Genomic DNA, 14,579 nt, shown 5'->3' with positions numbered 1-14,579 from the left:
CGCTGCCTCCGGCCGGATCCTGGCCGGGGCAGCGGTGTGCGGTATGCGGGGCGGGTGTAGCTGCCACGTGACGGACCTGCCGCGCAGGGTAGCTACCGCGCGGGCGGAGTTGCCACATGGCGGAGCTGCCCAGTCGGGAAGCCCCCCGCGGGAATACCCGCCCCACTCCTCCTCGTTGTGGCCTCGCAGGGGGCTCCCGCACCCCCTACGGGATGCGTTCGCCCCTGCCCTAGGTGGCTGGTCTCACTCCGGCCCGAGCGCCGCCCCGAGCGCCGCCACCACCGAGCCCGACAGCGCGTCGAGGTACCCCTTGGGCAGTTCGTCGCGGACGACCAGCAGCCGCCAGTACAGCGGCCCGGTCAGCAGATCCAGCGCGAGACGGGCATCCACGTCCTGCGGCAGCTCGCCGCGCTCCACCGCCCGCGCCACCACCGCGGCCGCGACACCCTCCTGGCTGTCGTGCAGCGCCGCCTTCAGCGCCTGCGCCAGTTCGGGGCTGCGGGCCGCCTCCGCCAGCAGGTCCGGGATGATCTGCGAGGCCATCGGGTGCCGCAGGGCACGGGCCGCGACCTCCAGCAGCATGCGTACGTCGCCGGACAGCGACCCGGTGTCCGGCGTGGGCATACCCGCCACGGCCACCGCGGAGACCACGTCCAGGACGAGGTGCAGCTTGGAGCGCCACCGCCGGTAGACGGCGGTCTTGCCGACGCCCGCCCGCCGCGCGATGCCCTCGATCGACATCCGGGCGAAGCCCGCCGCGGCCAGCTCCTCGAAGACCGCGGCACGGATCGCCTCGGTCTTGTCCTCGCGCAGTACGGCGGCGCCTGCCGGGGCCCGGCGCGCCGCCGCGGGTTCGCTCCTGCTGCCGTCTTGTGCCATGGCACGACCCTATCGTCACGACGCTACGGTTGCGTTTCGACGCGAGCTCCCTTTAGTGTCAGCGTCGCGACGATACGGCCCCGTCCCGTCGTCGCACCCCGTTCCGCCGCCCCCGTCCACAAGCGAAAGCGGCCCCATGCCCCAGACCCTCGCTCCCCCGGCCGCGGCGCCCACCCCGGCGTCCGCCCCCGGCACCTCCCCCGATCCCGAGCTGCGCGCGCTGGCCGAGCGTCATGGCCTCACGGTGAGCGGCGCCCGCCCCTCGCTGCCCGAGTACGTCCGTCAGCTGTGGCAACGGCGGAGCTTCATCGCGTCCTTCGCCGGCGCCAAGCTCACCGCGCAGTACAGCCAGGCGAAACTGGGCCAGCTGTGGCAGGTGGTGACCCCGCTGCTCAATGCGCTGGTCTACTACTTGATCTTCGGCCTGCTGATCGGCACCAACCGCCACGTGGACGACTACATCCCGTTCCTGGTCACCGGCGTGTTCATCTTCACCTTCACGCAGAGCTCGGTGCTGGCCGGTACGCGGGCGATCTCCGGCAATCTCGGTCTGGTGCGGGCGCTGCACTTCCCGCGGGCCTGTCTGCCGGTCTCGTTCTGCCTGATGCAGCTGCAGCAGCTGCTGATGTCCATGGGCGTACTCATCGCCATCCTGCTGGCCTCCGGACAGCTGCCGGGCTGGTCCTGGCTGCTGGTCGTCCCGGCGCTGGCGCTGCAGTTCGTGTTCAACACGGGGCTGGCGATGGTGATGGCGCGGCTGGGCTCCAAGACCCCGGACCTGGCGCAGCTGATGCCGTTCATCATGCGGACGTGGATGTATGCCTCCGGCGTCATGTACAGCATGAGCGCCGTCACCGCGGGCAAGAACGTGCCCGCCGCCGTCCAGTTCCTCCTGGACATCAACCCGGCCGCCGTCTACATCGACCTGCTGCGCTTCGCGCTGATCGACAGCTTCACGCACGACATGCTGCCGCACCATGTGTGGGCGCTCGCCGGGGGCTGGGCACTGCTGATGGGCGTCGTGGGCTTTGTGTACTTCTGGAAGGCTGAGGAGCGGTACGGACGTGGCTGAGCAGAACAACGGCGTCCAGCCGACCGAGGCGGCCCAGGAACGGATCCCGACGGTGATCGCGGACGATCTGCACATCGTCTACCGGGTCTACGGCACGGGTGCGGGCAAGGGCGGCGCCACCGCGGCCCTGAACCGCATCGTGCGCCGCAAGCCCTCCTCGGGGGTGCGTGAGGTGCACGCGGTCAAGGGCGTGTCCTTCACCGCCTACCGGGGCGAGTCGATCGGGCTGATCGGTTCCAACGGCTCGGGCAAGTCGACGCTGCTCAAGGCGGTCGCCGGCCTGCTGCCCGCGGAGCGCGGCAAGGTCTACACGCACGGGCAGCCCTCGCTGCTGGGTGTCAACGCGGCCCTGATGAACGATCTGACGGGCGAGAAGAACGTCGTCCTCGGCGGTCTGGCGATGGGCATGAGCCGTGAGCAGGTCCGTGAGCGCTACGAGGGCATCGTCGACTTCTCCGGCATCAACGAGAAGGGCGACTTCATCTCGCTGCCGATGCGCACCTACTCCTCCGGTATGGCGGCCCGGCTGCGGTTCTCCATCGCCGCGGCCAAGGACCACGATGTGCTGATGATCGACGAGGCGCTGGCCACCGGTGACCGCAGCTTCCAGAAGCGCTCCGAGGCCCGCATCCGCGAACTGCGCAAGGAAGCCGGCACGGTCTTCCTGGTCAGCCACAACAACAAGTCCATCCGCGACACCTGCGACCGCGTCCTGTGGCTGGAGCGCGGCGAGCTGCTGATGGACGGCCCGACGGACGAGGTCATCAAGGCGTACGAGGCGCACCACCGCTGACGCTGCGCCGGAAACGACGGAGGGGCGCACCCGCGATGGGTGCGCCCCTCTGCCGTACCGGAACCCGGGCCGCTCAGGGGCCCGGCTCCGTCAGTTACGCGTGCGCAGCAGCGTACGCATCGTCCGCATGGCCACGGACAGGTTCGCCAGATCGAACCCCTCCGACCCGTGGATCTCGTCCAGCGTCGCGCGGGCGCGGCTGAGGATCGCCGCGTTGGCCTGCTCCCAGGCCTTGAACCGCTGCTCCGGCGTCGAGGAGCCATTGCCCACCGACAGCACGTCCGCGGTCAGCGCCGCATGGGCCGCGAAGAGGTCCTCGCGGATCGAGGCGCGGGCCATCGACTGCCAGCGGTCGTTGCGCGGCAGCTCCAGGATGCGGTCGAGGAGCTGGTTGATCCGCAGCCGGTCGCCCAGGTCGTAGTAGGCCTCGGCGACATCCAGCGGCTCCTTGTCCAGCCGGTCCGCGACGGCGACGATGTCCAGCGCCGGGAAGACCGAGGAGAAGCCGGACACCTGGACGGCCAGCTGCTCGGGCACCCCCGCGTCGGTCAGCTCCTCCAGGATCGCCTGGAACCATTCCAGGTCGCCGCCCTGCAGCAGCTTGGGCAGCTCCGACCACACCTGGGCGACCCGGTCCGCGAAGAAGCCGATGGTCTCCGACAGTTCCAGCGGCTGCGGGCGGTTGTTGAGCAGCCAGCGGGTGCCGCGCTCGACCAGTCGGCGCGAGTGCAGCCGGATCCGGGTCTGGACATCGGCCGCGACGACATTGTCGAGCGCCTCGACGTCGTCCCAGACCTGGTTGAGCCGGAAGATCGCGCGGGCCGCGGTGTGCGCCCGGACGACCTCTTCGAGGGAGGCGCCGGTCTCCTCCCGCATGCGGTGCAGGAAGCTCGTACCGCCGGTGTTGACGGTGTCGTTGACCATCACCGTCGTGACGATCTCGCGGCGCAGCGCATGCCCGTCGACCTGCTCGGGGAAACGGTCGTGCAGCGCCGAGGGGAAGTAGGCGTGCAGCAGCCGCTGGAGGTACGGGTCGTCCGGCAGCCCGGTCTGGATCAGCGCCTCGGAGACCGTGATCTTGGTGTACGCCAGGAGCACCGCGGTCTCGGGCTGGGTCAGCCCGCGCCCGGCGTTCAGCCGCTCACGGATCTGCCGGTCGGTGGGCAGGAACTCCAGCGCCCGGTCGAGATCTCCGTCGCGCACCAGACGGCGCATGAAGCGCTGCTGGGCGTTGAGCATGCTGGAGGACTGGGCGAGGGCCAGTGCCAGCGCGGTGTTCTGCGCGTAGTTGTTGCGCAGTACCAGCGCGCCGACCTCGTCGGTCATCTCGGCCAGCAGCTTGTTGCGCTGCTTGACCGTCATATCGCCGTCCGCGACCACCGCGTTGAGCAGGATCTTGATGTTCACCTCGTGGTCGGAGGTGTCCACACCGGCGCTGTTGTCGATCGCATCGGTGTTGATCTTCCCGCCGGCCATGGCGAACTCGATCCGGCCCAGCTGGGTCAGGCCCAGGTTGCCGCCCTCGCCGACGACCTTGACCCGCAGGTCCTCGCCGTTGACCCGGATGGCGTCGTTGGACTTGTCGCCCACATCGGCGTGGGACTCCGCCGAGGACTTCACATACGTCCCGATGCCGCCGTTCCACAGCAGGTCGACCGGCGCCTTGAAGATGGCCTGCATCAGATCGGCGGGCGTCATCTTCTTCACCCCGGCCTCGATGCCGAGGGCGGCCCGCACCTGCGCGTTGATCTGGATGGACTTGGCCGAGCGCGGGTAGACGCCGCCGCCCTGCGAGAGCAGCTCGGTGTTGTAGTCCGCCCAGGACGAACGGGGCAGCTCGAAGAGCCGTCGGCGCTCGGCGTACGAGATCGCCGCGTCCGGGTTCGGGTCGATGAAGATGTGCCGGTGGTCGAAGGCGGCGACCAGCCGGATGTGCTCGCTGAGCAGCATGCCGTTGCCGAAGACGTCACCGGACATGTCGCCGACGCCGACGACGGTGAAGTCCTCGGACTGGGTGTCCACGCCCAGCTCACGGAAGTGCCGCTTGACCGACTCCCAGGCGCCGCGGGCGGTGATGCCCATGCCCTTGTGGTCGTAACCGGCGCTGCCGCCGGAGGCGAAGGCGTCGCCCAGCCAGAAGCCGTACGACTCGGCCACCTCGTTGGCGATGTCGGAGAAGGTCGCGGTGCCCTTGTCGGCCGCGACGACGAGGTAGGTGTCGTCCTCGTCGTGCCGTACGACGTCCTTGGGGTGCTCGACCTCGCCGCCGACCAGGTTGTCGGTGATGTCCAGCAGACCGGAGATGAAGGTCTTGTAGCAGGCGATGCCCTCGGCCAGCCAGGCGTCCCGGTCCTGCGACGGGTCCGGCAGCTGCTTGCCGACGAAGCCGCCCTTCGCGCCGACCGGCACGATGACGGTGTTCTTGACCATCTGCGCCTTGACCAGGCCGAGGATCTCCGTACGGAAGTCCTCCCGGCGGTCCGACCAGCGCAGACCACCGCGCGCGACCTTGCCGAACCGCAGATGGACGCCCTCGACCCTCGGGGAGTACACCCAGATCTCGTACGCCGGGCGGGGCGCCGGCAGGTCGGGGATGGCCTGCGGGTCCAGCTTCATGGACAGGTAGCTGTGCGGCCTGCCCTCGCTGTTCTTCTGGTAGTGGTTGGTGCGCAGCGTCGCCTTGATGACCGTGAGGAAGGACCGCAGGATCCGGTCCTCGTCGAGGGAGGCGACCTGGTCGAGCGCGCCGTCCAGCTCCTCCAGCAGCCCGTCCGTCAGCTCCGTGCCGGCCCGCTGCCGGTCGGGGGACATCCGTGCCTCGAAGAGGGAGACCAGGAGCCGGGTGGTGTGGACGTTGTTGGAGAGGGTGTCCTCCATGTACGTCTGGCTGAAGGTCGAACCGGCCTGCCGCAGGTACTTGGCGTAGGCCCGCAGCACCATCGCCTGGCGCCAGTTGAGGCCGGCCCGCAGCACCAGCGTGTTGAAGCCGTCGCTCTCGGCCGCGCCGGTCCACACCGCGGTGAACGCGTCCTGGAAGCGCTCACGGGCGTCGTCGCCCTTGATGTGCTCGGGCATCCGCAGCCCGAAGTCGTAGACCCAGGCGATGGTGGAGTCGGCGCAGCGCAGCTCGTGCGGGCGCTCGTCGATGACCTCGACGCCCAGGCGGTTCAGGCCGGGCAGCACCCGGGACAGCGAGACCGGCTCGCCCCTGCGGTAGATCTTGAAGCGGCGTTCGCCGGGGCCCGCGTCGACCGGCTCGTAGAGGCTGACCGAGAAGTCGCGGCCCGGCTCACCGGTGAGCTTCTCCAGATGCTGGACGTCGGCGACGGCGCTGCGCGGGCTGTTGTCGGCCTTGTACCCCTCGGGGAAGGCATGGCCGTAACGGCGCAGCAGCTCGGCGGCGCGCTCCTCGCCGACCTCGGCGTTCAGCGCTTCGGCGAAGCCGTCGGCCCAGGAGCGGGCGGCCTCCACCAGCCGGCTTTCGAGGCGGTCCGCATCGGCGTCGGTGAGCTCCGGCAGGCTGGCGCCGGGCTCGACCCGGATGACGAAGTGCAGCCGGGAGAGGATCGACTCGGTGTTCCAGGCGGTGAAGTCGACGCTGGTGCCGCCCAGTTCCTCCTTGAGGATGTCGATCAGGCGCAGCCGCACACCGGTGGTGTAACGGTCACGCGGGAGGTAGACCAGCGCGGAGTAGTAGCGGCCGTACTCGTCCTGACGGAGGTAGAGCCGCAGCCGGCGGCGCTCTTGCAGGTAGAGGACGCTGGTGGCGATGGACCGCAGCTCGTCGACCGGCGTCTGGAACAGCTCGTCGCGCGGGTACGTCTCCAGGATCTGCAGCAGATCGCGGCCGTCATGGCTGTCGGGGCTGAAGCCCGCGCCCTCCAGGACCTCGGCGACCTTGCGGCGGATGACCGGTACCCGGCGCACGGACTCGGTGTACGCGGCCGAGGAGAACAGGCCCAGGAAGCGCCGCTCACCGACGACATTGCCCTCGGCGTCGAACTTCTTGACGCCGACGTAGTCGAGGTAGGAGGGGCGGTGGACGGTGGCGCGGCTGTTGGCCTTGGTCAGGATGAGCAGCTTGTGCTCACGGGCCTTGGCGCGGGCGTCGGCGGGCAGCCGGTTGAAGGACGGCGAGACGGGGTGGCCGTCGGCGGTCTCGCGGTGCGTCGGGTCGGCGCGCAGGATGCCCAGGCCGGTGCCGGGCACGGCGGTCAGCACATCCTCGTCGACGCCGCCCTCACCGGGCGCGGTGGTCAGCTCGTACTCGCGGTAGCCGAGGAAGGTGAAGTGGTCCGCGGACAGCCACCGCAGCAGCTCCTGGGCCTCCTCGATCTCCTGGTCGCCCAGGTCGTCGGCGACCGGCTCGGAGGGCAGCTCGTCGGCGATGCGGCCGGCGGCGGCCCGCATCTTCTCCCAGTCCTCGACGGCCTCGCGGACGTCGGACAGCACCCGCCGCAGATCCGTGGTGATCTGCTGGAGGTCCTCGCGGTCGGTCTCGCGGTCCATCTCGACATGGATCCAGGACTCGGTCACCGCGTCGTGCGGCAGCTTCGTGGCCTTGCCCTTGCCGGTCCTGCCGTGCGCGTCGCAGTTGGAGTCGAAGACCTCGATGAGCTTGCCGGCGACATCACGGCGGACGATCACCTGCGGGTGGATCACGACATGGATGCCGCGCCCCTGCCGGGAGAGCTCATTGGTGACCGAGTCGACCAGGAACGGCATGTCGTCGGTGACGACCTCGACGACGGAGTGGCTGCAGGTCCAGCCGTTCTCCTCGACGGTCGGGGTGTGCACCCGTACGTTCGCGGTGCCCTGAGGACGCATCTCCGCGAGGCGGTAGTGCGAGAGCGCGGCGCCGACGACATCGACCGGGTCACGATCGGCGAGGTCCTCGGGGGCGGTGTGCAGGTAGTAGCGCTGGAGGTATCCCGAAAGGGTGTCCGGGTCGAGGCCGCGTACCGGGTGCTTGCCCCCGGCCGGGCTGCTTTCAACGACCCGGGCGGCCCTGGCGAGCAGCTCGGTTTTGGCTTCGTCCAGCTTGGTCTGCATGTCCTCTGGCTCCTGTCGCGCGCCGTTGCGTGACGTTGTGGAAGAACGTGATGGAAGCCGCACAACGCCGCGACGCGGGGTGTCCTGTCGCTGTCGACGCTATGCCGCGATGAGAGAAGGCCGTGCCGTTATCGACAATCTTTGACAATGTCGACATGGGAGGGTGGCCGCAAAGACCAGCGGCCGCCCGGTCACGGTGGTGCCCCGGGCGCACGGCAGGGGCCTCGATGCCCCCGCGGGTTATCGCGCTGATCACGGTGCAAGGCTATCGCTCCCCACATGGGTGCCGTCATGGGCCGTGGGGGAACAAATCCTCGGCCCGAACTTAGACCTTCTGGACAACGAAACGCCGGGGTGGAGTGTGCGTGCCGCCACGGCGCCCGGATGCCCGGCGGACCGGCGGAAGAGCGGCGTGTGGGGATGCGGTGCCCAGGAGGCACGGAACGGCTCCGGGGCGCGTCCGCCCTAGAGGGCGATTTCCCCCGCCAGCCCGACCGCCTCGGCGAGCGTGTCCACCACCGGCACCCCGGCGGTCTCCAGGCTCCCGCGGCTGTGCGATCCGCCCGTGTAAAGCACCGCATACGCACCCGCGTCCTGCGCCGCCACCGCATCGTCCACGGCGTCACCGATCACGACCGTACGTGCCGGATCCACGCTCTCCATGGCCGCCAGATGCCGCACCATGTGCGCGCTCTTGGTGCCCCCGGACGGCCCGGTCCTGCCGTCCACCCGCACGAACCGCGACTCGATCCCGAAGTCGCGCACGATCGGTATCAGCTCGTCGTGCCCGTACATGCTCAGGATCGACTGACTGCGCCCGGCCGACTGCCACCCCTCCAGCAGCGCATGCACACCCTCGGCGAGCTCACAGCCCAGGCGGTGCGTGCTGTAGTGGCGGTGGAACGCCTCGTCCATCACCAGCCACTCCGGCTCCGTCGGCAGCCGCCCCATCAGCCGCTCGTAGAACCGCGGCACGGGCACGCAGTACAGCTCCCGGTACGTCTCCAGGGTGATCGGCTCCAGGCCGATCTCGGCGAAGGCCGAGTTCGTCGCGCCGATGACGGCGTCGATGTCGTGGAACAGCGTGCCGTTCCAGTCCCAGACGATGTGTGTCGCGTGCTTTCCCATGCGGTCCCCCAGATCGGTGCCGGTGCGCTTCCCCATGAAGAAAAAGTACCCGCACCCACCGACAACGCGGCCGGACCGGCGGTCGCCCCGCCGCTCAGCCGATCAGCTGCGGGATCTCCTGCACCCCGAACCACATCAGATCGTGGTCCTCCGCACCGTCCACCGTGAACTGTGCGTCGTCATCGCCCTGGTCCGCAGCGCCCAGCGCAGCCGCGGCCGCCGCGATGTCCGCCTCCGCGTCCGCGGCGTCCACATGGACCGCTGCGGCCTTCGACAACGGCACCGGCCCGGCGACCCGCACCTCGCCCAGCGCCGAGGGGTCGAGCCCGCGGTCCGGATCGGCCACCGCGGCGCCGTCGGCCACGTCCACGGCCACCACCACCCGGCGCCGCGCGGCCCCGGGGTGCCCGGCGAGCAGCCGCAGCGACGCCTGGGCGGCGCGGCCGAGCGCCGCGTACTCCAGCTCCTCGATGTCGTCCGAGACGTACCACTCACGCAGCGCCGGCGTGACGGCGTAGGCATCGTGGGGGCCGGGGCCCAGGTCACCGTTCTTGTGCGCCTCTGCGAGACCGGAAAGGGTCAGGGGGACATAGACGCGCATGGCAGCCGCTTCCGCTCGATTCGCTCGACTCGACGATTGTCCCGCCAGCATACGGGCGTGCGTCCCCCATCGTGCCGCCCCCGCGTCCCCCGCGCCGCCCGTCCGGGCCTCCTCCGCCACCCCGCTCCCAGGGCCTCGTCCCGGGCCCGCGACACGGACGGGTGAACTCTTCGCACCCCCGGTTCCGGCCCGTCCGCGCCTTGCTGCGGTCCCGATCCCGCCGATAGAAGATCCCCACCACAAAAAAGCTACCGCCCAGTAATTCACGGGCCCGGCACCACGGGGGCGATCACCGGCATGACCGGCACCGACAACAGCACGGCACACACCACACCCACCGCCCACGGACGCACCACACGACCCGCCACACCCACAGCGCCCGATGGCACCGGGGCCGGCCACGGCCCGCGCACCCGCCCCGCCGACGCCCCGGGCACGGCCCCGTCCGTTCCCCGGCCGCGACGCGCCCCCGCCGACCGCCGCCCGCTCGGCCCGGCCGGCAGCGGCCCCGGGGCGTCCGGCCGGAGCGGCTCGGGCGGCCGCGGTCCCGGCTCGGCCGGCCGTGGCGGTTCGGCCGGCAGCGGTCCCGGCTCGGCCGGCCGTAGCACCGGCTCAGGCGACCGTGCCACCGACTCCGCCCGCACCGCTTCACGCCTCGCCCGCCCCGCCGCGGCGGCCGCCGCCGAGAGCCGCCGGGCCCGCACCCGTGCCCCTGCCACCCCCATCAACGCGGCCGGTGCCCCCTTGCCGACCGTCGGGGCGCAGCGCCGGGCCCACGAGAGCCGGCCGCATCACTGGTTCGCACAGCAGCTGGTGCTCGCACTCAGCGGGCAGCGCCCCGTACACGCCCTGCTGGGGCATGCGCTGCCCGCCGCCTACGACCGGCTGGCGGAACTCGCCCCGCAGACGCCGCTGCGGCCTGCCACGGGCCCCGGGCGGCGCGGCCCGGCCCCCACCGTGCGCGACTGCGGGCTGTGCCGGCCGCGCCGCGGTGTCATCGAGGCCTTCGCCAGGATCTCGGCGGGAGAACGGCTGCGGGCCCTGGCCTTCCGGCTGGAGCTGGGCGCCGACTCCCGCTGGCGCTGCGCCGCCCTCGACATCGGTCCGGCGGCCCCGGCCCTCGGGTGCCCGGCCTCATGACCGGCACACACAAGGGCGCCCCGGCCGCTGTCCGGCCGGGGCGCCCTCCGCGCCACGGCCCCGGCACCCCGTGCCCGAGCCGCGTCAGCGCTCACTCACTTCTTGCGGCGGCGCCCGGCGCTCTTCTGGGCCTTGCGCCGCTCGGCGCGGGTCAGCCCGTCCGACTCGGAACGGGCCGGGCCGGCCTCGTCGTCGCTGATGAAGTCGCCCTCGATGACACTGCCGTCGCCGTCCACCTTGGGGGCGGTGAAGTGCAGCCGGTCCGGACGCTGCGGCGCCTCCAGGCCCTTGGCGTGGATCTCCGGGCGTCCCGCGGCGGCGGGCACGGCCTCGTGCACGCCCTTGTCCAGCGAGGCCGGCTCCACCGCTTCCTGCACCGGGACCTCCTCGACCTGCTGCTCGACCTGGACCTCCAGGTTGAACAGGTAGCCGACGGACTCCTCCTTGATGCCCTCCATCATCGCGGTGAACATGTCGAAGCCCTCGCGCTGGTACTCGACCAGGGGGTCCTTCTGGGCCATCGCCCGCAGGCCGATGCCCTCCTGGAGGTAGTCCATCTCGTAGAGGTGCTCACGCCACTTGCGGTCCAGGACGGACAGCACGACCCGGCGCTCCAGCTCACGCATCACATCCGAGCTGAGCTGCTCCTCACGGGCGGCGTACTGCTCGTGGATGTCGTCCTTGGCGGCCTCGGCGATGAACTCGGCGGTGATGCCCGCACGGTCGCCGGCCTCGTCCTCCAGCTCCTCGATGGTCACCTTGACCGGGTAGAGCTGCTTGAACGCACCCCACAGGCGGTCCAGGTCCCACTCCTCGGCGAAGCCCTCGACGGTCTCCGCGTGGATGTAGGCGTCGATCGTGTCGTCCATGAAGTGCTTGATCTGGTCCTGCAGATCCTCGCCCTTCAGGACGCGGCGGCGCTCGCCGTAGATGACCTCGCGCTGGCGGTTGAGCACCTCGTCGTACTTCAGGACGTTCTTACGCGTCTCGAAGTTCTGCTGCTCGACCTGCGACTGGGCGGAGGCGATCGCCCGGGTCACCATCTTGTTCTCGATCGGGACGTCGTCGGGGACATTGGCCATCGCCATGACCCGCTCGACCATCTGCGCCTTGAACAGCCGCATCAGGTCGTCACCGAGGGACAGGTAGAACCGCGACTCGCCGGGGTCACCCTGACGGCCGGAGCGGCCGCGCAGCTGGTTGTCGATCCGCCGCGACTCATGCCGCTCGGTGCCCAGGACATAGAGCCCGCCGAGCTCCTTGACCTCCTCGAACTCCGCCTTGACCGCGGCCTCGGCGCGCTCCAGGGCGGCGGGCAGCGCGGCCGCCCACTCCTCGACGTGCTCGACCGGGTCCATACCGCGCTGGCGCAGCTCGGCCTCGGCGAGGTCGTCGGGGTTGCCGCCGAGCTTGATGTCCGTACCACGGCCGGCCATGTTCGTGGCGACCGTCACCGCGCCCTTACGGCCGGCCTGCGCGATGATCGGCGCCTCCCGGTCGTGCTGCTTGGCGTTGAGCACCTCATGGGCGACGCCGCGCTTGTTGAGCTGCTGGGAGAGGTACTCGGACTTCTCCACGGAGGTCGTGCCGACCAGGATCGGCTGGCCCTTCCCGTGCTTCTCGACGATGTCCTCGACGACCGCGTCGAACTTCGCGGTCTCGGTGCGGTAGATCAGGTCCGCCTGGTCCATACGGACCATCGGGCGGTTCGTCGGGATCGGGACGACACCGAGCTTGTAGATCTGATGGAACTCGGCGGCCTCGGTCATGGCCGTACCGGTCATGCCGGAGAGCTTGTCGTAGAGGCGGAAGAAGTTCTGCAGGGTGATCGTGGCGAGCGTCTGGTTCTCGTCCTTGATCTCCACCCCTTCCTTCGCCTCGATGGCCTGGTGCATGCCCTCGTTGTAGCGGCGGCCGGCGAGGATACGGCCGGTGTGCTCGTCAACGATCATGACTTCGCCGTCGATGACGACATAGTCCTTGTCGTTCTTGAAGAGCTCCTTGGCCTTGATCGCGTTGTTGAGGTAACCGACGAGCGGGGTGTTCACCGACTCGTACAGGTTGTCGATGCCCAGCCAGTCCTCGACCTTGCTGACACCGGACTCATGGATGCCGACGGTGCGCTTCTTCTCGTCGACGTCGTAGTCGCCGGTCTCCTCGATGCCGCGCTGCGGATTGGCGGCCTCGCCCCTCTTCAGACGCTGCACCAACTTGGCGAAGTCGCCGTACCACTTGGTGGCCGAGTCCGCCGGGCCGGAGATGATCAGCGGCGTACGGGCCTCGTCGACGAGGATCGAGTCGACCTCGTCGACCACCGCGAAGTTGTGGCCCCGCTGGACGAGTTCGTCCTGCGACCAGGCCATGTTGTCGCGCAGGTAGTCGAAGCCGAACTCGTTGTTCGTGCCGTAGGTGATGTCGCAGTTGTACTGCTCGCGGCGCTGGGCCGGCGTCATGTCGGCGAGGATGCAACCGACGGTCAGGCCCAGGAACTTGTGGACCCGGCCCATCATCTCGGAGTCGCGCTCGGCCAGGTAGTCGTTGACCGTGATCAGGTGGACGCCCTTGCCGGACAGCGCGTTCAGATACGTCGGGAGGGTACCGACCAGGGTCTTGCCCTCACCGGTCTTCATCTCGGCGACGTAGCCCATGTGAAGGGCCGCGCCACCCATCAGCTGGACGTCGTAGTGCCGCTGGCCGAGCACGCGCTTGGCGGCCTCACGGACCGTGGCGAATGCCTCGGGCAGCAGGTCGTCGAGGCTCTCACCGTCGGCGTAGCGCTGCTTGTACTCGTCGGTGAGCGCCCGCAGCTCAGCGTCGGAGAGGGCCGCGAAATCCTCCTCGATGGAGTTGACCTGGCCCGCGATGCGGTGCAGTTTGCGCAGGATTTTTCCTTCGCCTGCACGCATGATCTTCGTCAAGACGGACACTTGGGCTGGTCTCCTTGCCGGTCGGGCCTGCACGGTCGAGTGCGCGGGCGCGGCATTTTTCCAAGGGGGCAGGCCCCGCCGCAACGGCCATCGTAAAGGAGGACGCTGCCGGGCCGGGAGGTACGCCGCAGCGAACCCCGCTGTCCCCTCCTCACGTGAACGCACGACGCCGCGAGAAGGTGCCGGGCAGGGCACCGGAATCGCGCCGAAAACCCTTCGCCACGGATTTCACCAGCTTGCAGACTCACGTCATGAAGCCCGTCATCCTCACCACCGAGCACCTCGTGCTGCGCCCTTTCGAACCCTCTGACGCGCCCGCGGTGCACGCCGCGTGCCAGGAGCCCGACATCCCGCGCTGGACGGGCGTCCCCTCACCCTACGGGGTAGCGGACGCGGAGCAGTTCGTCGGCACGGTCGTCCCCGACGGCTGGCGCGACGACACCGCCTACCACTTCGCCGTCGTCACCCGGGCGGACGGCACCCTGGTCGGCGCGATGGGTCTGGTACGCCTGGCCCGGCTGCACACCCCCGAGCGGCAGGCCGAGCTGGGCTATTGGACCGCCAAGGAGCACCGCGGCCGGGGGTACACCGCCGAGGCGGCCCGCGCGGCGCTGCGCTGGGCCTTCCGCGATCTGGGTGTGGAGCGCATGGAGTGGCAGGCGGAGGCCGGCAACCAGGGCTCCCGGGCCGTGGCCCGCAAGGTCGGCTTCCGGATGGAGGGGACCCTGCGCGCCAAGCGGGTGCGCGAGGGCACCCGCCGGGACGTCTGGATCGGCTCCCTGCTCCCGTCCGACCTGGCCGCGGAGCCCGGCCCGTCCGGCTCCGGCGGCCCGGCCGTCCCGGACGCGACGCCCTATCTGCCGTACCCCGGCTGAGCACCGCCGCACGGGCCGCGCCCACCACACCCCGCCGCTCCCGCTCGGTGACCGGGCCCGGCCACCGTCACCACCTGCGGTCCTTCCGGGCCCGGGGCCGTTGTCAGTGCCC

9 protein-coding genes are annotated in these 14,579 nt (G+C 70.3%); 4 read left to right on the top strand and 5 right to left on the bottom strand.

Translation table 11 applies throughout. From position 1 onward, the window contains the following. Positions 1-243: 243 nt before the first annotated feature. Positions 244-879, bottom strand: a complete 636-nt coding sequence (locus AB0C46_RS35535) for a TetR/AcrR family transcriptional regulator (protein ID WP_362833076.1) — start codon at positions 877-879, stop codon at positions 244-246. Positions 880-1,015: 136 nt separating this feature from the next. Between AB0C46_RS35535 and AB0C46_RS35530 the strand changes: the two genes are divergently transcribed. Together AB0C46_RS35530 and AB0C46_RS35525 are read left to right on the top strand one after the other, a co-directional pair. Continuing rightward, positions 1,016-1,951 carry an ABC transporter permease gene (locus AB0C46_RS35530; RefSeq protein WP_362833075.1) on the top strand — a complete coding sequence of 312 codons (936 nt, stop codon included), beginning with the start codon at positions 1,016-1,018 and terminating at the stop codon, positions 1,949-1,951. Then, positions 1,944-2,744: an ABC transporter ATP-binding protein gene (locus tag AB0C46_RS35525; protein ID WP_362833074.1), complete on the top strand. Its 801-nt coding sequence runs from the start codon at positions 1,944-1,946 to the stop codon at positions 2,742-2,744. The genes AB0C46_RS35530 and AB0C46_RS35525 overlap by 8 nt, the downstream gene beginning before the upstream one ends. A gap of 90 nt (positions 2,745-2,834) precedes the next feature. Here AB0C46_RS35525 and AB0C46_RS35520 read toward each other — a convergent pair whose 3' ends face one another. From AB0C46_RS35520 to AB0C46_RS35510, 3 genes are all read right to left on the bottom strand, one after another. Then, a complete protein-coding gene (locus AB0C46_RS35520) occupies positions 2,835-7,796 on the bottom strand; it encodes an NAD-glutamate dehydrogenase (protein WP_362833073.1) in 4,962 nt (1,653 codons plus the stop codon). A 465-nt stretch (positions 7,797-8,261) separates the two neighbouring features. Continuing rightward, positions 8,262-8,924 (bottom strand): HAD family hydrolase, encoded by a 663-nt coding sequence (locus tag AB0C46_RS35515; protein WP_362833101.1) that lies wholly within the window; start codon positions 8,922-8,924, stop codon positions 8,262-8,264. Positions 8,925-9,018: 94 nt separating this feature from the next. Then, positions 9,019-9,525, bottom strand: a complete 507-nt coding sequence (locus AB0C46_RS35510; protein WP_362833071.1) for a hypothetical protein — start codon at positions 9,523-9,525, stop codon at positions 9,019-9,021. Positions 9,526-9,822: 297 nt separating this feature from the next. Here AB0C46_RS35510 and AB0C46_RS35505 point away from each other — a divergent pair, with 297 nt between their 5' ends. After that, positions 9,823-10,665: an Rv3235 family protein gene (locus AB0C46_RS35505; RefSeq protein WP_362833069.1), complete on the top strand. Its 843-nt coding sequence runs from the start codon at positions 9,823-9,825 to the stop codon at positions 10,663-10,665. Between the two features lie 95 nt (positions 10,666-10,760). Here the strand turns inward: AB0C46_RS35505 and secA are convergent, their stop codons facing one another. Continuing rightward, positions 10,761-13,592 carry a preprotein translocase subunit SecA gene (secA, locus tag AB0C46_RS35500; protein ID WP_362833067.1) on the bottom strand — a complete coding sequence of 944 codons (2,832 nt, stop codon included), beginning with the start codon at positions 13,590-13,592 and terminating at the stop codon, positions 10,761-10,763. Between the two features lie 251 nt (positions 13,593-13,843). On the opposite strand from secA, the gene AB0C46_RS35495 reads away from it, so the two are divergent. Continuing rightward, positions 13,844-14,467: a GNAT family N-acetyltransferase gene (locus AB0C46_RS35495; protein ID WP_362833066.1), complete on the top strand. Its 624-nt coding sequence runs from the start codon at positions 13,844-13,846 to the stop codon at positions 14,465-14,467. Positions 14,468-14,579 lie beyond the last annotated feature (112 nt).

Source organism: Streptomyces sp. NPDC048637, from assembly GCF_040650675.1.
Taxonomy (GTDB): Bacteria; Actinomycetota; Actinomycetes; order Streptomycetales; family Streptomycetaceae; genus Streptomyces.
Note: the sequence above shows the minus strand (reverse complement) of the source record. Positions and strands in the feature narration are given on the sequence as shown.